The sequence below is a fragment of the Nocardia sp. NPDC006630 genome (assembly GCF_040611495.1).
GTDB lineage: Bacteria > Actinomycetota > Actinomycetes > Mycobacteriales > Mycobacteriaceae > Nocardia.
In genome coordinates this window covers 112,136-131,530 of sequence record NZ_JBEXOK010000014.1, presented here as the reverse complement: position 1 = coordinate 131,530, position 19,395 = coordinate 112,136, and the positions used below count along the sequence as shown (strand labels likewise).

General features: G+C 67.3%; 20 protein-coding genes. All 20 read left to right on the top strand.

Annotation, left to right across the window (positions count from 1 at the left end; all coding sequences use genetic code 11):
• The first annotated feature begins 110 nt into the window (after positions 1-110).
• Positions 111-1,211 carry an amidohydrolase family protein gene (locus ABZX86_RS35170; protein ID WP_355129937.1) on the top strand — a complete coding sequence of 367 codons (1,101 nt, stop codon included), beginning with the start codon at positions 111-113 and terminating at the stop codon, positions 1,209-1,211.
• 257 nt (positions 1,212-1,468) lie between these two features.
• Entirely contained in the window at positions 1,469-2,044 is a 576-nt protein-coding gene (locus ABZX86_RS35165) for a class I SAM-dependent methyltransferase (protein WP_355130029.1), read from the top strand.
• 113 nt (positions 2,045-2,157) lie between these two features.
• Complete coding sequence (locus ABZX86_RS35160) at positions 2,158-2,736, top strand: Uma2 family endonuclease (RefSeq protein WP_355129935.1); 579 nt, start codon at positions 2,158-2,160, stop codon at positions 2,734-2,736.
• A gap of 491 nt (positions 2,737-3,227) precedes the next feature.
• Positions 3,228-3,674 carry a 30S ribosomal protein S16 gene (gene rpsP, locus ABZX86_RS35155; protein WP_327144794.1) on the top strand — a complete coding sequence of 149 codons (447 nt, stop codon included), beginning with the start codon at positions 3,228-3,230 and terminating at the stop codon, positions 3,672-3,674.
• On the top strand, positions 3,674-3,916 hold the full coding sequence (locus ABZX86_RS35150; RefSeq protein ID WP_067827290.1) for an RNA-binding protein: 243 nt from the start codon (positions 3,674-3,676) through the stop codon (positions 3,914-3,916). Before rpsP ends, ABZX86_RS35150 begins: the two co-directional genes overlap by 1 nt.
• Entirely contained in the window at positions 3,917-4,453 is a 537-nt protein-coding gene (rimM, locus tag ABZX86_RS35145; RefSeq protein WP_355129932.1) for a ribosome maturation factor RimM, read from the top strand. It begins immediately after the preceding gene.
• Between the two features lie 5 nt (positions 4,454-4,458).
• The gene (gene trmD, locus ABZX86_RS35140) at positions 4,459-5,142 is read left to right on the top strand and encodes a tRNA (guanosine(37)-N1)-methyltransferase TrmD (protein ID WP_355130027.1); all 684 of its coding nucleotides are present in this window, start codon (positions 4,459-4,461) and stop codon (positions 5,140-5,142) included.
• Between the two features lie 152 nt (positions 5,143-5,294).
• Positions 5,295-5,618, top strand: a complete 324-nt coding sequence (locus tag ABZX86_RS35135; RefSeq protein ID WP_355129930.1) for a hypothetical protein — start codon at positions 5,295-5,297, stop codon at positions 5,616-5,618.
• Positions 5,619-5,777: 159 nt separating this feature from the next.
• Positions 5,778-8,231: a Tex family protein gene (locus ABZX86_RS35130; RefSeq protein WP_355130025.1), complete on the top strand. Its 2,454-nt coding sequence runs from the start codon at positions 5,778-5,780 to the stop codon at positions 8,229-8,231.
• Between the two features lie 444 nt (positions 8,232-8,675).
• A complete protein-coding gene (locus tag ABZX86_RS35125) occupies positions 8,676-9,548 on the top strand; it encodes a hypothetical protein (RefSeq protein ID WP_355130023.1) in 873 nt (290 codons plus the stop codon).
• A 24-nt stretch (positions 9,549-9,572) separates the two neighbouring features.
• Positions 9,573-11,240, top strand: coding sequence for a thiamine pyrophosphate-binding protein (locus ABZX86_RS35120; protein ID WP_355129928.1), 1,668 nt, complete (start codon positions 9,573-9,575; stop codon positions 11,238-11,240).
• A gap of 177 nt (positions 11,241-11,417) precedes the next feature.
• Positions 11,418-11,759, top strand: a complete 342-nt coding sequence (rplS, locus tag ABZX86_RS35115) for a 50S ribosomal protein L19 (protein WP_355129926.1) — start codon at positions 11,418-11,420, stop codon at positions 11,757-11,759.
• A 191-nt stretch (positions 11,760-11,950) separates the two neighbouring features.
• Positions 11,951-12,646, top strand: a complete 696-nt coding sequence (gene lepB, locus ABZX86_RS35110; RefSeq protein ID WP_355130021.1) for a signal peptidase I — start codon at positions 11,951-11,953, stop codon at positions 12,644-12,646.
• Positions 12,647-12,739: 93 nt separating this feature from the next.
• Positions 12,740-13,438 carry a ribonuclease HII gene (locus ABZX86_RS35105; RefSeq protein ID WP_355130019.1) on the top strand — a complete coding sequence of 233 codons (699 nt, stop codon included), beginning with the start codon at positions 12,740-12,742 and terminating at the stop codon, positions 13,436-13,438.
• A 43-nt stretch (positions 13,439-13,481) separates the two neighbouring features.
• Positions 13,482-13,787 (top strand): DUF2469 domain-containing protein, encoded by a 306-nt coding sequence (locus ABZX86_RS35100; protein WP_067514125.1) that lies wholly within the window; start codon positions 13,482-13,484, stop codon positions 13,785-13,787.
• Between the two features lie 86 nt (positions 13,788-13,873).
• Positions 13,874-14,233, top strand: a complete 360-nt coding sequence (locus tag ABZX86_RS35095; RefSeq protein ID WP_355129924.1) for a YraN family protein — start codon at positions 13,874-13,876, stop codon at positions 14,231-14,233.
• Between the two features lies 1 nt (position 14,234).
• Complete coding sequence (locus ABZX86_RS35090; protein ID WP_355129922.1) at positions 14,235-15,743, top strand: YifB family Mg chelatase-like AAA ATPase; 1,509 nt, start codon at positions 14,235-14,237, stop codon at positions 15,741-15,743.
• A gap of 425 nt (positions 15,744-16,168) precedes the next feature.
• The gene (gene dprA / locus ABZX86_RS35085; RefSeq protein WP_355129920.1) at positions 16,169-17,326 is read left to right on the top strand and encodes a DNA-processing protein DprA; all 1,158 of its coding nucleotides are present in this window, start codon (positions 16,169-16,171) and stop codon (positions 17,324-17,326) included.
• A gap of 311 nt (positions 17,327-17,637) precedes the next feature.
• Positions 17,638-18,561: a tyrosine recombinase XerC gene (locus tag ABZX86_RS35080; RefSeq protein ID WP_355129918.1), complete on the top strand. Its 924-nt coding sequence runs from the start codon at positions 17,638-17,640 to the stop codon at positions 18,559-18,561.
• A gap of 4 nt (positions 18,562-18,565) precedes the next feature.
• Positions 18,566-19,360 carry an N-formylglutamate amidohydrolase gene (locus ABZX86_RS35075; RefSeq protein ID WP_355129916.1) on the top strand — a complete coding sequence of 265 codons (795 nt, stop codon included), beginning with the start codon at positions 18,566-18,568 and terminating at the stop codon, positions 19,358-19,360.
• Positions 19,361-19,395: the final 35 nt, after the last annotated feature.

Here is a 19,395-nt window from a genome sequence, read left to right as displayed (position 1 = left end):
CGGGTTCAGGGGGTGCGAGGCCGCGCGAATTCTTGCGGAGCGGCGAGCAGTAGTTTGTAGTGGAGCTGGGTTTGTGTCGAGGCACGGTGTGCGTGGCGAGGAGGCTGATCATGCGTCTGCATTTCCGCGGAGTGGTGCTGCCGGACGGGGATATGCGGGACCTGTGGGTCCAGGACGGCGTCATCTCCTGCGAACCGATCGCCGATGCCGAGACGGTGCACGCCGCCGGCTGGATCGTGCCGGGACTGGTCGACGCGCACTGCCACGTCGGCATCAAATACGGTGGGGGAGAAGAGGATTCGGCGGGCGCGATCGCCCAGGCCGAGGTCGAGCGGGATGCGGGCGCGCTACTGCTGCGCGATGCGGGCTCACCCATCGACACCCGCTTCATCGACGACCGCGAGGATCTGCCCAAGATCATTCGAGCGGGCCGCCATATTGCCCGGCCACGGCGCTATATCCGGGAACTCGGCATCGAACTCGAGGACGAACGCGACCTCCCGGAAATCATTGCCGAGCAGGCCCGCCGCGGCGATGGCTGGGTCAAGATCGTCGGCGACTGGATCGACCGCTCGGCAGGCGATCTGGCCCCGCTGTGGTCGGATGCCATCCTCAAGGAATCCATCGACGCCGCGCATCGTGAGGGCGCCCGCGTCACCGCGCACGTCTTCGGCGAGGACGCGCTCTACGGCCTGCTCGACGCCGGGATCGACTGCATCGAACACGGCACCGGCCTCACCGACGAGACCATCGAGATGATGGTCGCGCACGGCACCGCTCTGGTACCGACCCTCATCAATATCGACACCTTCCCCGAAATCGCCGACAGCGCAGGAAAATTCCCCGTCTACGCCGCACACATGCGCGATCTGCACCGTCGCTCCCGCGAGACCGTCGCCAAGGCGCACGATGCCGGCGTCCCCATCTACACCGGCACCGATGCGGGCGGTTCCATCCCGCACGGTCGCATCGCCGACGAGATCACCGCCCTCATGGGCGCGGGTTTCTCACCGCACGATGCCCTCGGCGCTTCCTCGTGGAATGCCCGGACGTGGCTGGGCCGCACCGGAATCGAACCGGGCGCACCCGCGGATTTCGTCGTCTATCAGGAGGATCCGCGCACCAGTCCGCACGTGCTGTCCACGCCGTCGTGGGTGGTGCTACGCGGCCGCGCCTACGACCGGCGCGATCCGGTCACCGGCCACCGCTGAGCGGATACCATCGACAGCGGGTGTTTCGGGGTTAACTCTCGACGCGTCCAATGGTCTTGCGGCACACCATATGACGGAAGGTGAGCGGTATGAGCACGGTCTCGCCCGCGCAGCGCAACGGTTCCTACGGTGTGGACGCACCCGCCCAGATTCTCTGGATGGGCGGTTTCGCGGTCGTATTCTTCGTGGTCGCCGTGGTTTTCGGACTTCTCGGCAGTGCCGGCGCGCTCGGCTGGTTCGTCTTCCTCGGCATCGTCATGCTCATCCAGCTGGCCCTGTACGTACATTCCACGCGCCGAGGCAAATTCGAGGTCTGGGAACAGGTGCTCGACGACCTCCGGCTGCACGGCGACGAACGCATCCTCGATATGGGGTGCGGTCGCGGTGCGGTCCTGCTCGCAGCCGCACGCCGCCTCCCCAGCGGCAGTGCGGTCGGCATCGACCTCTGGCGCACGGTCGACCAGTCCGGCAATGCCGAAGAGGTCACCGCCCGCAATGCCGTCGCGGAGGGTGTAGCCGACCGAGTGGAACTCCGTACCGCGGATATGACCGAATTACCCTTCGGTGACGGCGAATTCGACCTGATCGTCTCCAGCCTCGCCATTCACAACATCCCCACCGCCGAGCTACGTGCCCGAGCCGTCCGCGAAGCCCTCCGCGTCCTGCGCCCCGGCGGCCGCCTCGTCATCGCCGACATCTTCAAGACCCGCGAATACACCACCGTCCTCAAAGCCGCCGGCGCCTCCGACGTCACCCTGCGCAGCCTCGGCTGGCGCATGTGGTGGGGCGGCCCCTGGGTCTCCACCCGCCTGGTCACCGCCCTCGCTTCCTGAGGGTGACCGCTTGACGTCCCGCATGCCTGGTGACGTGCAACAATGGTCCTCGATCGAGGGTGATCGCGCAGCACCCGGAAGCTCGTAGGCGACACGATCGAACGGAAATGACGATGACCGCCGAGGTTTCGATGATCCACCCCCTGGGACAGACGAGAGTGGAAGACTGGCTAGCCGAAGAGCAGCCGTCCGATGGGTCTCGTCTCGAGCTGATTCTGGGGTACCTCTACATGACACCCGCGCCTACCGGGTCGCATCAATACGCGGCCGGCGAGCTTTTCGTTGCACTTCGTGATGCCATCCGAGCCGCTGGGCGGGCCGATTTACGGGTGCTCCCCGGCGTCGCAGTCAAGATCAGTACCGCATTTCGTACCGGCGTGATTCCCGATGTCGCGATCGTTGCCGCCGATATCGATCGGACCAGTTACGAGGCTGACGAGCTCGTTGTGGCGGTCGAGGTCTGGTCGCCGGGAAATACCCGGGAAGAGCGCGATACGAAGATCGCGGGCTATGCCGCAGCGCGGGTTCCCTACGTCTGGATTGTCGAACTGCCGCAGGGCAAACCGGCCAAGTTCTGTGGATATCGCCTCGGAGAGACCGGCTACCGGCAAGAGGTCTACGCCGCGTCCGGGGAGACCGTGACCGCGCCGGGCCCGGTACCGGTCGTTGTGGATACTGCCTCGTTGCGCTGAGTTTGCGGCGGTAGGTTCGACGTTTTTCGCGTGCCGACCTTGCGATTTGCCTGCGCGCTCGAAGTGAATAGGTCATGCTTCACATGTTTTGATTCCAATCTGGTGAGGAGAATGACCTATGGGTTCTGCCGAGAACTTCCTGACTGCCGTACTGGCGGGTCTGGTCGTGAAGCTGCTGACGTCCGGTAGCTCCGGCAACTAGCGGCCGGAAACGGCCGGCAGCCCATCGGAGTCGCGCGGGCTCCGGTGGGCTGTGTCGTTGGCGGACCATGGCGAGTCGGCTCCGCCGAGGGCGATTTCTTCGGGCCGGGACCTCTCTGGCAGAATGGACCACCGTTCTCATCGAGAACAGTGAAGCCCGTCTCCGGATACGTTCCGCGCGGCGGTCACACACTCAACGCAAAACCGGGTCCACCCCGCGTGGACTGCTGAATTGCGGCCGTGACCAATCAGGCTGCCCCATGGGCGGCCGCCACCGAAAGGCACAGCTAATGGCTGTTCGCATCAAGCTGACCCGCATGGGCAAGATCCGCAACCCCCAGTACCGCATCGTGGTCGCCGACGCGCGCACCCGTCGCGACGGCCGGGCCATCGAGTCCATCGGCATCTACCAGCCCAAGGAAGAGCCCTCGCTCATCGAGGTCAACTCCGAGCGTGCGCAGTACTGGCTGAGCGTCGGGGCGCAGCCGACCGAGCCGGTGCAGCGTCTGCTGGAGATCACCGGTGACTGGCAGAAGTTCAAGGGTCTGCCGGGCCAGGAGGGCACCCTGAAGGTCAAGGCGCCGAAGCCGTCCAAGCTGGACCTCTTCAACGCCGCGCTGGCTTCCGCTGACAGCGAGCCGGTCGCCGAGGCCGTCACCCCGAAGAAGAAGGCCGCCAAGAAGGAAGAGGCCGCCGAGGCTGCCTCTGAGGCGACCGAGACCCCGGCCGCCGAGTAATGACAGCCGTCGTCGCCGATGCCGTCGAACATCTCGTTCGCGGCATCGTCGCCAATCCGGACGATGTCCACGTCGAGCTGATCACCAGCCGTCGTGGCCGGACCGTCGAGGTGCATGTGCACCCCGAGGATCTGGGCAAGGTGATCGGCCGCGGTGGACGTACCGCGACCGCGCTGCGCACTCTCGTCGCCGGTATCGGCGGTAAGGGCATTCGCGTCGACGTGGTCGACACGGATCAGTAGATGGAACTTGTCGTCGGTCGGGTCGCCAAGTCGCACGGTGTGCGCGGCGAACTCGTCGTAGAAGTCCGAACCGACGAGCCTGATCTGCGCTTCGCGCCCGGCACCACCCTCACGGGCAAATTGCCGCGCGCGAAGCAGACGCAGCAGTACGTAGTGGAGTCGGCCCGGGAGCACTCGGGCCGGCTTCTCGTGCGTCTGGCAGGGCTCGACGATCGCACCGTGGCAGATGGGTTGCGCGGCATGCTCTTTGTCGTCGACACCGCCGATCTGCCGCCCTCGCAGGACCCGGACGAGTACTACGACCACGAACTCGAGGGCCTCACCGTGCAACTCGGTGACGGCACGGTCGTGGGTACGGTCCGCGAAGTACTGCATTCCGCTGCGGGAGAACTGCTTTCGATCACCGCGGCCGAGGGCTTCCCGCCCGCGGGCCGGGAGATCCTGGTGCCCTTCGTGAATGCCATGGTGCCGACCGTGTCCCTCGCCGACTCCCTGATTGTGATCGACCCGCCCGAAGGTCTGCTGGATCCGGAGTGAGCACGATGCGCATCGACGTCGTCACGATCTTCCCGGAATACCTGGAGCCGCTGCGAACCGCCTTGCTGGGCAAGGCAATCGACAAGGGCATCCTGGAAGTCGGCGTGCACGATCTGCGCGGCTGGACGCACGATGTGCACAAGGCCGTGGACGACACCCCGTACGGCGGCGGACCGGGCATGGTCATGAAGCCGACCGTATGGGGCGACGCCCTGGACGAGGTGTGCCCCGATGACGCACTGCTGGTGGTGCCCACCCCGGCGGGTCGCCCGTTCACCCAGGCCATGGCCGAAAGCTGGTCTGCCGAAAAGCATCTGGTCTTCGCCTGCGGTCGCTACGAGGGCATCGATCAGCGAGTTTTCGACGATGCCGCCCGGCGCGTCCGCGTCGAGGAAGTCAGCATCGGCGATTACGTATTGATCGGCGGCGAGGCCGCGGTCCTCGTCATGACCGAAGCCATTGTGCGTCTCATCCCCGGCGTGCTCGGCAATCAGCAATCGCACGAACAGGATTCGTTCTCCGACGGCCTCCTCGAGGGTCCCAGTTACACCCGCCCTGTCTCCTGGCGCGAGCTGGATGTCCCGGAGATCCTGCTGTCCGGCAACCACGCCAAGATCGACGCCTGGCGCCGCGAGCAGTCGCTGGAACGCACCCGCGAACGCCGCCCCGATCTGCTCCCGCCGGACTGATGTGATTGCCGCGCAACATATTGCGCGGCAGTCCGCGTCGGCGCCGAGAGCGAATCTGTCGCACCCCTGGGCTACATTCTGTGAGCGGCCGCCCTGCGAAAATCGCAGAGTGCGGCCGTCCGTTTTCAGATGAGGAAAGAGTGGGGGCGAACATGTTTCGCAAAGCTGTTGTCGTGGTGACCGCGAGCGTTGCCATGATGGGAGTCGGTGGCGCAGTGGCGAATGCGTTCACCGTGCAGGACGAGATCAAATTCTTCCTGCTGCAGGATCAGCAGGCGTCGCCGGATTACAAGCAACTCGACGTCGACCTGGGACGTCTGGACTGCCAGATTCTGGACCTCGGGGGTCCGGGCACCAAGGCCGAACTGATGGCGCTCGACCGTGAGTACCCGGGCACCTCGACGGGCCTCCTCGGTGTCACCGAAACCGAGATCGACACTCTCGTCTACTGCCCACAGCACATCCTGTCGTCGTAATCGAGTTCGTTGCGGCGGCGCGCGGGCTTCGAAACGCGTGTCGCCGCAACGTTTCGGTGCGGCACTGTCCCAGCGTGTCAGCGGACGCCGGTAGTGTCTGCGGGCGTGACGACAGCCTCCGAACCCGTCAGCGCGGAAACCACAGGTCCCGCGAGCACCGTGACCACCGGCACCGAGAGCGCCGTTCGACTCGGCAGCGTCAGCCGGCGCATCGCCGATGAGCTGGGCGTGCGCGACGAGCAGGTACGCGCGACCATCGAACTACTGGACGCCGGCTCGACCGTGCCGTTCGTGGCCCGCTACCGCAAGGAGGTCACCGGCGGGCTCGACGACGCGCAGCTGCGTACCCTCGACGAGCGCCTGAACTACCTGCGCGAACTCGACGAGCGCCGCGGTTCGATCATCGAATCCATTCGCGGCCAGGGCAAATTGGATCCGGAACTGCATTCGCAGCTCATGCTCGCCGATACCAAGGCCCGCCTCGAGGACATCTACCTGCCGTACAAGCCGAAGCGGCGCACCAAGGCGCAGATCGCGCGCGAGGCCGGGCACGAGCCCGTCGCCGACGCCCTGATCAACGATCCGACCACCGATCCCGCGCAGTACAGCGCCGAACAGCTCGACGGTGCGCGCTCCATTCTGGTCGAGCGTTTCGCCGAGGATGCCGACCTGGTCGGTGAACTGCGCGAGCTCATGTGGACGCGCGGACAGGTCAGCTCCAGCGTGCGCCCGGGCAAGGAGGAGGCGGGGTCCAAGTTCTCCGACTACTTCGAATTCAGCGAGCCGTTCACCAAGCTGCCCTCGCACCGCATTCTGGCGCTGCTGCGCGGTGAGAAGGAAGAGGTGCTCACCCTGCACCTCGCCGCCGATGCGGAAGAGCCCGAGCCCGGCGAGCGCACCATCTACGAGGGGCGCATCGCCTACAAGTTCGGCATTGCCGAGCAGGGCCGCGCCGCCGACACCTGGCTGCTCGATACCGTGCGCTGGGCGTGGCGGACCAAACTGATGGTGAGCCTGGGCATCGATGTCCGCATGCGCCTGCGCCAGTCCGCCGAACGCGACGCCGTCGACGTCTTCGCCATGAACCTGCGCGATCTGCTGCTGGCCGCGCCCGCCGGCACCCGCACCACCATGGGCCTGGACCCGGGCTTCCGCACCGGTGTGAAGGTGGCCGTGGTCGATTCCACCGGTAAGGCCGTCGCCACCGAGGTCATCTACCCGCATACGGGTCAGACCGAGAAGTCGCTCGCCGTGCTCGGCGCGCTGGTCGCACGATTCAATGTGGAGCTCATCGCCATCGGCAACGGCACCGCCTCGCGCGAGACCGATGCCCTTGCCGCCGAACTCATCTCGCGTATTCCGGAGAACAAGCCCACCAAGATCGTGGTCTCCGAAGCGGGCGCCTCGGTGTACTCGGCCTCGGCGTACGCCTCGGTGGAGCTGCCGGATATGGATGTATCCCTGCGCGGCGCGGTCTCCATCGCCCGCCGTCTGCAGGATCCGCTCGCGGAGTTGGTGAAGATCGATCCGAAGTCCATCGGCGTCGGCCAGTACCAGCACGATATCTCCGAGACCCTGCTCGCCCGCTCGCTCGGAGCGGTGGTCGAGGATGCGGTGAACGCGGTCGGTGTCGACGTGAATACCGCTTCGGTGCCGCTGCTCTCGCGCGTTTCCGGCATTACCGGTTCGGTCGCGGAAAGCATTGTCGCGCACCGCGATGCCAATGGTCCCTTCCGTAGCCGCACCGCACTGCTGAGCGTGCCGCGCCTGGGCCCCAAGGCTTTCGAGCAGTGTGCGGGCTTCCTGCGCATTCGCGAGGGCGAGGATCCGCTCGACACCTCGTCCGTGCACCCGGAGGCGTACCCCGTCGTCCGCCGCATGCTCGAGGCCAGTGGTCGTGGTGTGCACGAGCTCATCGGCAATACCACGGCGCTGCGCGCGCTGCGGCCCGCGGACTTCACCGATGAGCGCTTCGGTGTCCCGACCGTCACCGATATCATCGCCGAACTCGAGAAGCCCGGCCGCGACCCGCGTCCGGAATTCAAGACCGCCGAATTCGCCGCGGGCATCGAGAAGGTCGCCGATCTCGAGCCCGGCATGGTGCTCGAGGGGGTGGTCACCAATGTGGCCGCCTTCGGCGCCTTCATCGATATCGGCGTCCACCAGGACGGCCTGGTGCACGTCTCGGCCATGTCGCACAACTTCATCAAGGACCCGCGCGAGGTCGTGAAGTCCGGTGATGTGGTGAAGGTGAAGGTCATGGAGGTGGATGTGCAGCGCCAGCGCATCGGCCTGTCCCTGCGCCTGGACGATGAGCCCGGCGCCCCGAAACCCGAACGCGGCGAAGGCCGTCCGCGCGGCGGCCAGGGCCACCGCCCGGCGGGCAATGACAACCGCCCCCGCCAGGGCGGTCAGGGCAACCCGCGCCAGGGTGGTCAGGGCGGCGCTGCCCGCCAGGGTGGCCAAGCTGGGGCTGCCCGCCAGGGTGGCCAAGCTGGGGCTGCCCGCCAGGGCGGCCAGGGTGGCGGCGCTCGTCAGCAGGGCAACCGCCCCCAGTCCGCCCCGAGCGGCTCCATGGCCGACGCCCTCCGCAAGGCCGGCTTCGGCAAGTAGCTCCAGCCCGAAAACCGCAGGCCGGCCGCAAGAAGTGGCCGGCCTGCGGCATTCCGCGACGCTGCGCCACCAGCCCAGCCCAGCCCGTCTCCGATCCGATCGGGCCTGGCCTCCGGTCCAGCCCCGTCGTCAGTCCGATCAGGCTCTGTCCTCTGGCAGGTCGTCTCTGTCCTGCCTCAGCTCGGCCCCGTCCTGCCTCAGCTCGGCCCCGTCCTGCCTCAGCTTGGCCCCGTCCTATCTCTGCTCGGCCCCGTCCTTCGGCAGGGGCCCCGTCTTGCGGGAATTGGCCTGTCCCTGCGGAAGACGGTCCGTCATCCCGGCCTGCGTTTGGCCGGGATCCACCTTCTGACCATCACGACGCGCGAGGAATTCAGGCGGTTTCGGAGCGACAGGTAGCGTTGCTTCGTCAGGTGTGTGCGAATTGATCGCGGAGGCGACGAGGGCATGGGGCATGTGCGGCGGTGGTGGATCGACGGTGTGGTGGATACCGGCCGACTGCCCCTGGCGTGCCTATTGCTCGGATTCATCGTCGGATTTCTGCTGATCCGAATCAGCGTGCGGCTCATCCGCAAGGAAGTGCGCTGGTGGCCGGGCAATGTGCGGGCCGGCGATGTGCACATCCACCACATGGTGTTCGGCGTGGTGCTGGTACTCAGCTCGGGGGTGGGCCTGGTCACCCTGTACGACAGCAGTGTCGGGGTGATCAGTGTTTTCGCGGCGGTCTTCGGGGTCGGCGCGGCGCTGGTGCTGGACGAGTTCGCGCTCATCTACTACCTGCGTGATGTGTATTGGGAGGAGCAGGGCCGCACCTCGGTGGATGCCGTTTTCGTGGCGGTCGCGGTCACCGGTCTGCTGCTGCTCGGCTTCCATCCGCTGTGGCTGCTCAATCTCGGTGATGTCCGCCATGATCCGAACTCCGCCGATCGCACCTTCGTCATTGTGTTCGCACTGGTGAATCTGGTGCTGGCCGCGATTGTCATTGCCAAGGGCAAGATCTGGACGGGTCTGTTCGGCATGTTCTTCCTGCCGCTGCTGTTGATCGGCGCGCTGCGCCTGAGCCGTCCGGGCGCACCCTGGGCGCGGTGGCGCTATTCCTCGCGCGCCGGGCTCATGCGGCGGGCGGTGGTGCGCGAACGCCGGTACCGGCGGCCGATGATCCGGGCGAAGATCTTCGTCCAGGATCTGGTGGCCGGTAAGCCCGATGTCGCGCACGTCCGCCGGGCTGCGGAGGAGGAGTTGGCGCGCACGGTGCTCCCGGCTCCGCCCGCTCCGCCCTCGACGCACCATCTCGTAAGTAGCCGTAAGGTTGCTGACTGACGACCGGCGTGCCACTGTTGCCGAATGGGCTACGTTGTCGGCGATTACCTGCTCGATCGGCTCCACGAACTCGGAGTCACCGAAATATTCGGTGTTCCGGGGGATTTCAATCTGCAATTCCTCGATCACGTGGTCGAGCACCGCGGCATTCGCTGGGTCGGCAGCGCCAATGAGCTCAATGCCGGCTACGCCGCCGACGGTTATGCCCGACTACGCGGCATCGGCGCGGTGGTCACCACCTACGGCGTCGGCGAGCTCAGCGCGGTCAATGCGATTGCGGGCAGCTATGCCGAATACGTGCCGGTCGTGCACATAGTCGGGGTGCCTGCCAAGGACATCCAGGCCAATCATCGCGTCATCCACCACACCCTCGGCGACGGCGATTTCCATCACTTCCGGCGCATTGCCGCCGAAGTCACCTGTGCCCAGGCCGATCTCGGCGCGGCCGATGCCTGCCAGGAAATCGACCGGGTGCTGAATTCGGTACTGGTGCACCGGCGTCCGGGCTATCTGATGCTCGCCACCGATACGGCACGGGTGGAGGTCCAGCCGCCGGCCACGCCGCTGTCCCCGCCCGCGGACTTCAGCAGTGCCGGTGCGCGAATGGCTTTCGAGCAGGCCGCCCTCGATTTCCTCGTCGACCGCCGGGTGACCGTGTTGGCCGACGTGTTCGTCAATCGCATCGGCGCGACCGATCAATTGCGGTCACTGCTGCACGCTGCCGATTTGCCGCATGCCACGCTCGCCTGGGGCAAAACGCTGGTGGACGAATCGACGCCGAATTTCCTCGGCGTCTACACCGGTGCGGCCTCACCCGAGGCGGTGCGCGCGGCGGTCGAGGATTCCGAGCGCCTGGTCACGGTCGGCGTGCAGTACACCGACAGCATCACCGCCGGATTCAGCCATCGCATCGACCCGCGCCGGACCATCGATATCGGCCCGGAGCGCACCGTCATCGGCGGTATGGACGCGTACGCGCCGCTCTCGCTGACAGCTGCCCTGGAAATTCTCACCAGGATCTCCGGCGCGTTCGCCGAACCGGATCCGACCACCCCGGCCGCCGATGTCATCCCCGTCATCACCGATCCCGGCGAGACCCCGCTCACCCAGGCGACCCTGTGGCCGCTCGTGGCCGGAGCCCTCGACAACGACAATGTGGTTGTGGCAGACCAGGGTTCGGCCTTCTTCGGCCTGGCCGCCCTGCGCATGCCCGCCGGCATCACCTTTGTCGGCCAGCCGCTGTGGGGTTCCATCGGCTATGCCCTGCCCGCCGCGCTCGGCGCCGGGCTGGCCTGCCCGGACCGCCGTCCCGTGCTGGTGATCGGCGACGGTGCGGCGCAGCTGTCCATTCAGGAGCTCGGCACCTGGATCCGGGAACGCCTGACCGGCGTCATCATCCTGGTCGACAACAACGGCTACGCCATCGAGCGTGCCATTCACGGTGAGGCAGCCCCCTACAACGACATCGCGCCCTGGCGCTGGGGTGAACTGCCGCACGCTTTCGGCGGCGACGAGGATTCGGTGCTGACACTGCGAGCCACTACGGTCGGAGAGCTACGCGAGTGCATGGAGGTTGCCGCCGCCGCCCAGGACTGCCTGGTTTTCCTGCAGGTTGTCACCGGCGCCACCGACTATCCGCCGCTCGTCTCGGATATCGCCTCCGCGATCACCCGGGCGAACTCCGGGTCGTAGCCGGTGCCGGGGGACCCGATTTCCGGGCGCGCGCTGCCGTCTGGCACTATGGTCAGGTTGCCTTGGGCGCTGGTATGCCCGGGCACCGCCCATTATCCGGAGCACGAACCGGTAGAGCATCTCCATTCGAGGTAGCCACCAGGTTCCTCTGTTCGCGCGAACATCATAAGGACGGAAATGAACACCCTCGACTTCGTCGACGAAAAGTCGCTCCGCAGCGACATCCCGGCTTTCCGCCCGGGTGACACGGTCAACGTGCACGTGAAGGTTATCGAAGGCAACAAGGAGCGCGTCCAGGTTTTCAAGGGCGTCGTCATCCGCCGCCAGAACGGTGGCATCCGCGAGACCTTCACGGTCCGCAAGGTGTCGTTCGGCGTCGGCGTGGAGCGCACCTTCCCGGTGCACTCGCCGAACATCGATCACCTCGAGATCGTCACCCGTGGTGACGTCCGCCGCGCCAAGCTGTACTACCTGCGCGATCTGCGCGGCAAGGCCGCCAAGATCAAGGAAAAGCGCTGAAGTAGCTTTTCGCTCCGAACGCCGAGTAGCCCGGCACCGCATAGTTCTTCGCGGTGCCGGGCTACTCTGTTCCGGTGGCAGACGAGAGCGAGTCGTTGACGGTGTCCGGGCCCGGCGATGAGGGCCGTGCGGATGAGCCGGCGACCACCAAGCCGAAGAAGAAGCAGCGCCCGTTCTGGCAGGAACTGCCGATGCTCATCGGCATTGCCGCAGTGATCACCGCGCTGGTCGTGACATTCATCGGCCGGCCGTACGTGATCCCGTCGCAGTCGATGGAACCGACCCTGCACGGCTGCACCGGTTGTACGGGCGACCGCATCTACGTGCAGAAGCTGAGCTACTACTTCGGTGATCCCAAGCCGGGTGATGTGGTGGTGTTCGTCGGGCCGAGTGATTCCTGGAACAAGCACTACACGTCGATCCGCTCGCGGAACACCGTGGTGCGCGGCGCCCAGAACTTCTTCTCCTTCTTCGGCCTGGTGCCGCCGGACGAGAACGATCTGGTCAAGCGGGTCATCGCCACCGGCGGGCAGACCGTGCAGTGCTGTGATGCGCAGGGCCGCATCCTGGTCGACGGGAAGCCGCTGGACGAGCCGTATATCGGCACCTACCCCGACGGCCGCAGCCGCAACAATCCGTTCAATCCCGCACAGCCCGATCTGCCGTACAACGCCGGCGGCCGCGCCTTCGGACCGGTCAAGGTGCCCGACGGCAATCTCTGGGTGATGGGCGACAATCGTGCCGAATCCGCGGATTCGCGCTACCACCAGGACGATCAGTATCACGGCACCGTGCCGATCAAGGATGTGCGCGGCAAGGCGGTGTACAAGATCTGGCCACTGGGCCGGATCGGATCCGTGCGGTCCCAAGACCCGCAGACCAACTGAGTCCTGCGGGATAATCGACCGGTGGGGAAGATGGCGAACGGTGCGGGTACGCGGGCCGCGAGCGGTCCGGCGCGGAAGCCGCGCGGCGGCAAGATGATTCAGCAGCCGGTAGAACGCGGCGACTGGCCACCGCGCGTGGTCATGCGCCGCGCCGGCGGGCTACGCACGCTGGAATCGGCGCTCATCCGCAGCGGGCTGGGTCCGGTCGCGGGTGTCGACGAGGCGGGCCGCGGCCCGTGTGCGGGACCGCTGGTGGTGGCCGCCTGCCTGCTGGCGCCCAAGGCGTACACCTCCCTCGCCGGGCTCGACGATTCCAAGAAGCTCACCGAATCCGCGCGCGAGGAGCTGTTCCCGATCATCAAACGGGTCGCGCTGGCCTGGAAGGTGATCGTCGTCCCGGCCTGGGAGATCGACTCCATCGGTATCCACGTCGCCAATATCGAGGGCATGCGGCGTGCGGTGGCGGGGCTGGACCCGGTGCCCGGGTACGTTCTCACCGATGGGTTCCGCGTACCGGGCATTCCGGTGCCGTCGCTGCCGGTGATCGGCGGCGACGCGACGGCGGCCTGCATCGCGGCGGCGAGCGTGCTCGCCAAGGTGACCAGGGACCGCATGATGGTGCAGCTCGACGAGCAATTCCCCGGCTATGGATTTGCCGGTCACAAGGGCTACAACACGCCCGAACACACCGAGGCCCTGCAGCGGTTGGGCGTCACCAGTGAGCACCGGCGGTCCTGGCGCAATGTGCGGGAGACCGGCCGAGTGGCTACCGATACCGCGTATGCGGGATGATGTCTCTACACCCAGTTGGGCGACAAGGAGGACGTTCCACCCGATGAGCGCCGAGGATCTCGAGAAGTACGAAACCGAGATGGAACTCTCGCTATATCGAGAGTACAAGGACATCGTCGGCCAGTTCTCGTATGTGGTGGAGACCGAGCGCCGCTTCTACCTGGCCAACACAGTCGAACTGCGGCCGCAGAACGCTGACGGCGAGGTGTACTTCGAGGTGCGTATGTCCGATGCGTGGGTCTGGGATATGTACCGGCCCGCCCGCTTCGTGAAGCACGTTCGAGTCATCACCTTCAAGGATGTCAATATCGAGGAGTTGGAGAAGCCTGACCTGCGGCTTCCCGAGTAGTCCACAAGCTCCTCGCTATCCACAGGCACTCTGTTTCCGCAGGTCGGCATGGCCGGGTCCGTCATGGGCCCGGCCATGCTGGCTGAATGGGACACAATCTCGCGCTGGGCGCACACGGGGAGGAACTGGCGGCGCGGTATCTGAGCGCCGCCGGTATGGAGATCGTCGCCCGCAATTGGCGGTGCCGGTACGGCGAACTCGATCTGATCGGGCGCGATCGCGCGGGCGTCACGGTGTTCATCGAGGTGAAGACCCGCCGGGGCGTGGCCTTCGGCCCGCCCGCAGAGGCCGTCACCTACCTCAAACAGCAACGCATACGCCGCCTCGCGCTGCTGTGGCTGCACGAGCAGTCCGGCCCGTGGTCGCGGGTGCGGTTCGATGTGGTGTCGGTGCTCATGCGGCCGGGCACAGAACCGGTGATCGATCACCTCGAGGCGGTGTTCTGACATGCCTTTGGGGAGGGCGTATTCGGTGGCGGTGGCCGGGGTGGACGGGCAACTGGTCGAGATCGAGGCCGATATCGGGCAGGGCCTGCCGTCGGTGCACCTGGTGGGGCGTCCGGACACCACGCTGCAGGAATCCCGGGACCGGGTGCGGGCAGCGGTCACCAATACGGGGGAGAAGTGGCCGGACGGCCGGGTGATCCTGGCGCTGTCTCCGGCGACCCTGCCCAAGGTCGGCAGTGTCTACGACCTCGCACTGGCGGCGGCGGTGCTCGATGCGGCCGGGTCCATTCCGGTGCAGCGTCTCGCCGATGCGGTGCTGTTGGGTGAATTGGCCCTCGACGGGCGCGTGCGGCGGGTGCGCGGCATCCTGCCCGCGGTGCTGGCGGCCCGTACCGCCGGGCGCAGCACGGTTGTCGTCCCCACCGCAGCACTGGCCGAAGCCGGGTTGGTGGACGGCATCCGCGTACTCGGCGCCTCGACTCTGGGCGAGCTGGTGGATTGGCTGCGCGGTGCCACGGATCTGGCTCTGCCCGATCCGGTCCAGCCTGCCCCGATCCCGTCCATCGGCGATCTGAGCGAGGTGGTCGGCCAGGACGAGGCCCGCTGGGCCCTGGAGGTAGCTGCCGCCGGCGGCCACCACCTGCTCCTCACCGGCCCACCCGGAATCGGCAAAACCATGCTGGCACAGCGTCTTCCAAGCCTCCTCCCGCCCCTGCGGGAGCGAGAATCCCTGGAGGTCACCGCAATCCACTCGGTAGCGGGCATCCTCTCCGACGACCACCCCCTGATCTTCGCCCCGCCCTTCGTCGCCCCGCACCACTCGTCCTCGGTGACGTCCATGATCGGCGGCGGATCAGGCACCGCCCGCCCGGGTGCGGTCAGCTGTGCCCACCGCGGCGTTCTGTTTCTGGACGAATGCGCCGAGATCGGAAGCAAGGTTCTCGAAGCTCTGCGAACTCCCTTGGAGGAGGGCGAAGTTCGCATTGCCCGCCGCGATGGCGTCGCGCGGTACCCGGCCAGATTTCAGCTGGTCCTGGCCGCCAACCCGTGCCCGTGTGCGCCCGCTCGCGATATCGATTGCATCTGTGCGCCTTTGGCTCGCCGCCGCTACCTCGGCAAACTGTCGGGTCCACTGCTCGACCGCATCGATCTGGCGGTCCAGATGCATGCGCAGTCCGCAGGCGCCTTCAGCGGTGACGAGGTCGAGAACAGCGAGGTGGTCCGGGCCCGCGTGACCGCGGCCCGCAATGCCGCGGCCAAGCGCTGGGAAGGTCTGGGACTCTCGACCAATGCCGAAGTCCCCGGACACGTTCTGCGGCAGCAATTCCGGCTGCCCCGGGAGGCGCTGGCCCCCGTCGAGACCGCGCTCAGCCACGGCCGCATGTCGGCCCGCGGCGCGGATCGCGCCATCCGAGTCGCCTGGACCGTCAGCGATTTACGCGGCGGCGACATCCCCAATGCCCAGGACGTCCTGCAGGCATTGAGTTTCCGCCAGCGAGGTGTGGCATGAGTGACATGCCGCCTGAACAACATCGAATGTCGGCAGCCCCGGAGCGGTCACCGGCCCGAGGCACTGCCGCCGCGGCGGAGATGCCGGCCCGATGCCCTACTGCCCAACCCGCCGGTCGAATCGTCGACGTGCCAGAACGCGCGGACGAACAGGGCGGTCCTGCTGCGGCGGTGCGTAAGTCTCCTGCTGACTCGGTCGGCGCTGCGGCGGCGCGGGCTGGATCAGGCTCCAGTCCGAACGGGAGTCCCGCTGTTCTGGACGGCCGACCTTCCGGGCCGAGTGGGTTGGCCTTGGGGTCGACCAGTTCGGTCGCCGATCCCATTGAGCCAGTGGCCGATTGTGAGACTCCGGACAGTCCGGGCTGGTCGGTGGGTGGTGCCGGCGAGTCGATTCGAGTGGATCGGTCCGACGGTGATGAGCGGAGGTTGGCCTGGGTCTATTTGTCCCGGGTGGTCGAGGGGCCCTGTGCGGCACTGTCTTCGCTGATCGAGTCGGTGGGAGTGGTGGAGGCGGCTCGGGCGGTGCGGGAGTGTGCGCTGCCGGAGGTGTTGCGGGGGCCGACCGAGTTGCGGCGTGGGATCGAGCGGGCCGAGCAGGATTTGGCATTGATGGATCGGCTGGGTGGGCGGGTGGTGACTCCTGACGATCCGGAGTGGCCTGCCTGGCGGATGCTCGGGTTGCGGCAGTTGGATCCGGCGCAGGATGAGGCCGCGGCGGTGCCGCTGGTGCTGTGGGCGCGCGGGCCGCGCTCGCTGCTGGAGTGCACCGAGCGGGCGATCGCGGTGGTGGGTGCGCGGTGCAGTACCGGGTACGGGAATCACGCGACGGGGGAGATTGCCGGGGAATTGGCGGTGCGGGGGTGGACCGTGGTGTCCGGTGCGGCTTTCGGGATCGATGGGATGGCTCATCGCGCGGCGCTGGCGGTGGGAGGCTGCACCGTCGCCGTGCTGGCCTGCGGGCCGGACCGCCCGTACCCGGTGCAGCACGATCGGCTGCTGGCCGAGATTGCCGCGACCGGGTTGGTCGTCACCGAATATCCACCCGGAACCGGAGTGCGCAAACACTATTTCCTGGCCCGCAATCGCCTGATAGCCGCTTTGGCAGATGCCGTGGTGGTGGTCGAAGCGGGTGCACGAAGCGGTGCCCGCAATACGGTGAAATGGACTCGCCGCCTGGGCCGTCCGGCTCTCGCGGTCCCGGGCCCGATCACCTCCGCCGCCTCTGTCGGCTGCCACCGCATGATTCGCGAAGGCGAGGCCTTCATCGCCACCACCGCCGCGGAAATCCTGGACGAAGCAGGCCCGCTTCGCCTGTCCCTGCCCGGCGTCGTCCCGCCCGCCCCGGAGGACAATCTCTCCGAGCACGAGGCACTCCTCTTCACCGCCCTTCCCGCAGTAGGTTCCCGTCTCCCACGTGCCTTGGTGACGGACACCGGTCTGGCCCTACCACTGGTTCGCGCGACCCTCTCCGCCCTGGAGATCGCAGGCCTGGTTGCCTGCGACAACAACGGCTGGCACCGCCTCGCCCCATCGAAGCGGCAGCAGGCGCAATCCGAACCTGCGGTCCGTGACCGGACTCGCTGAACTGTAGGTCTGCTCTGAGCAGACCGGCATACACCGCGCGGCCCGCCGAGAGGTGCCCTGCCGTGCCGCGCTGGGTTCCTCGCCTTGCGGTCTCGCGCTGCGCCCTCCCGCATTGCGCTGGTCCACACCGCATTGCGCTGGTCTGCACCGCCGAGATGGGCACCGCGGCAGCCGATGGGGCCTGGATGCACTCGGAGGGGCGTTGCCGGTCATCGGTGCGATGGGCAAAACCGCGCTGTGACCTCTGCGGAGGTGGGGAGTCGGCGGCGCGGGGGCTTGCTTTGCGGGGGAGGGGCGGTGACCGTGGGGGCATGAGTGGATTGCCCGAAGACGTGGAGGCATTGCTGGCCGAATACGGGCGGCATTTGCGGCTGGGGCGAAACCGGTCGGAGCACACGGTGCGGGCCTATGTGGGGGATGCGCGGTCGCTCCTGGAGCACCTGCTGGAGCGGGCGGCGGATTCCGGTGTGGGCGAGGTGGATCTGGCATTGCTGCGGTCCTGGCTGGCGCAGCAGGCGGCGGCCGGGGCGGCGCGGACCACCATGGCGCGCCGGACCTCGGCGGCGCGCACCTTCACCGCCTGGCTGGCGCATACCGGGCGGCTGGGGGTGGATCCGGGGCCGCGGCTGGGATCGGCGCGGGCGCACCGGGTGCTGCCCGCGGTACTGGGGCAGGACCAGGCGCGGGCAGCCATGGACGCAGCGGAATCCGGTGCGGCACAGCATGATCCGATGGCTCTGCGCGATCGGCTGATCGTGGAGATGTTGTACGCGACGGGGATTCGGGTCAGTGAGCTGTGCGGGCTCGATATCGAGGATGTGGATCGGGAGCGGCGGCTGGTACGGGTGCTCGGCAAGGGCAACAAGGAGCGCGCGGTGCCGTTCGGCGGACCGGCCGACAAGGCGCTGGACGCCTGGCTCCGGCACGGTCGTGCCGCCTTCGCGAACACGACGTCCGGCCGGGCGCTGCTGCTCGGCCGCCGGGGTGGCCGACTCGATCAGCGGCAGGCCAGAACCGTTGTGCACGAGGTGGTTTCCGCCATCCCCGGCGCACCCGATATGGGGCCGCACGGTTTCCGGCACACCGCCGCCACCCACCTGCTGGAGGGCGGCGCGGATCTGCGTGTGGTGCAGGAGATTCTGGGCCATGCCAGCATGGCCACCACCCAGCTCTACACGCACGTCTCCATAGATCGGCTGAAGAAGGTCCACGATCAAGCCCACCCCCGCGCCTGACCTCATGCCCCGAATTCCGGACTCCGTCGAACTGCGCCCCGGTGCGGCGAATTCGCCCGTGATCCTGCATGTTCCGCACTCCTCGCGTGCCATTCCACCGCACGTCCGCTCCGATATCCAGCTCGACGATCGGCAGCTCGCACGCGAACTGGACCACATCACGGACGCGCACACCGCGGCGCTGGCCGAGACGGCCGCCGGGCTCTCGGCAATCCGCCCCTGGCAGTTCGTGAACCGCTTGTCCCGCCTGGTGGTCGACCCCGAGCGCTTTCCGGACGAGCGGGAGGAGATGCGCGCGGTGGGCATGGGCGCCGTCTACACCCGGACGACGCACCGAACCCCGCTGCGCCCCGCGGACTTCGACCCCACCGCACTGCTCGACCGCTACTTCCACCCGTACGCCCGGGCGATGACGGCCGTGGTCGCCGACCGCCTGCGCGCGACCGGGCGGGCCGTCATCATCGACGTGCACTCCTACCCCACCGCCCGCCTGCCGTATGAATTGCACGGCGACGGCAGCCGTCCGCCGATCTGCTTGGGCGCGGACGACTTCCACACGCCGCCCGCCCTGCTGGCCCGGGCGGTACGGAATTTCGGCGATTTCGGCGGCGTTGCCACCAACAGCCCGTTCGCGGGCACCTATGTTCCCCTGGATTTCTACGGCACCGAGCCGCGGGTGACCGCCCTCATGGTGGAGATTCGCCGCGACAACTACATGACCGAACCGGGTGGCCCAGCCGGGCCGGGTCTCGCAGTTCTTGCCGCAGCACTCGCGGCGCTCATTGCCGAACTGCCTTGATCCGCACCTTATCGAAACTCTATCGACGAGCTATC

Coding starts and splice junctions, on each gene's coding strand:
- ABZX86_RS35170 (WP_355129937.1), top strand. CDS start 111: ATGCGTCTGCATTTCCGCGGAGTGGTGCTGCCGGACGGGGATATGCGG.
- ABZX86_RS35165 (WP_355130029.1), top strand. CDS start 1,469: ATGCTCATCCAGCTGGCCCTGTACGTACATTCCACGCGCCGAGGCAAA.
- ABZX86_RS35160 (WP_355129935.1), top strand. CDS start 2,158: ATGACCGCCGAGGTTTCGATGATCCACCCCCTGGGACAGACGAGAGTG.
- rpsP (WP_327144794.1), top strand. CDS start 3,228: ATGGCTGTTCGCATCAAGCTGACCCGCATGGGCAAGATCCGCAACCCC.
- ABZX86_RS35150 (WP_067827290.1), top strand. CDS start 3,674: ATGACAGCCGTCGTCGCCGATGCCGTCGAACATCTCGTTCGCGGCATC.
- rimM (WP_355129932.1), top strand. CDS start 3,917: ATGGAACTTGTCGTCGGTCGGGTCGCCAAGTCGCACGGTGTGCGCGGC.
- trmD (WP_355130027.1), top strand. CDS start 4,459: ATGCGCATCGACGTCGTCACGATCTTCCCGGAATACCTGGAGCCGCTG.
- ABZX86_RS35135 (WP_355129930.1), top strand. CDS start 5,295: ATGTTTCGCAAAGCTGTTGTCGTGGTGACCGCGAGCGTTGCCATGATG.
- ABZX86_RS35125 (WP_355130023.1), top strand. CDS start 8,676: ATGGGGCATGTGCGGCGGTGGTGGATCGACGGTGTGGTGGATACCGGC.
- ABZX86_RS35120 (WP_355129928.1), top strand. CDS start 9,573: ATGGGCTACGTTGTCGGCGATTACCTGCTCGATCGGCTCCACGAACTC.
- rplS (WP_355129926.1), top strand. CDS start 11,418: ATGAACACCCTCGACTTCGTCGACGAAAAGTCGCTCCGCAGCGACATC.
- lepB (WP_355130021.1), top strand. CDS start 11,951: ATGCTCATCGGCATTGCCGCAGTGATCACCGCGCTGGTCGTGACATTC.
- ABZX86_RS35105 (WP_355130019.1), top strand. CDS start 12,740: ATGATTCAGCAGCCGGTAGAACGCGGCGACTGGCCACCGCGCGTGGTC.
- ABZX86_RS35100 (WP_067514125.1), top strand. CDS start 13,482: ATGAGCGCCGAGGATCTCGAGAAGTACGAAACCGAGATGGAACTCTCG.
- ABZX86_RS35095 (WP_355129924.1), top strand. CDS start 13,874: ATGGGACACAATCTCGCGCTGGGCGCACACGGGGAGGAACTGGCGGCG.
- ABZX86_RS35090 (WP_355129922.1), top strand. CDS start 14,235: ATGCCTTTGGGGAGGGCGTATTCGGTGGCGGTGGCCGGGGTGGACGGG.
- ABZX86_RS35080 (WP_355129918.1), top strand. CDS start 17,638: ATGAGTGGATTGCCCGAAGACGTGGAGGCATTGCTGGCCGAATACGGG.
- ABZX86_RS35075 (WP_355129916.1), top strand. CDS start 18,566: ATGCCCCGAATTCCGGACTCCGTCGAACTGCGCCCCGGTGCGGCGAAT.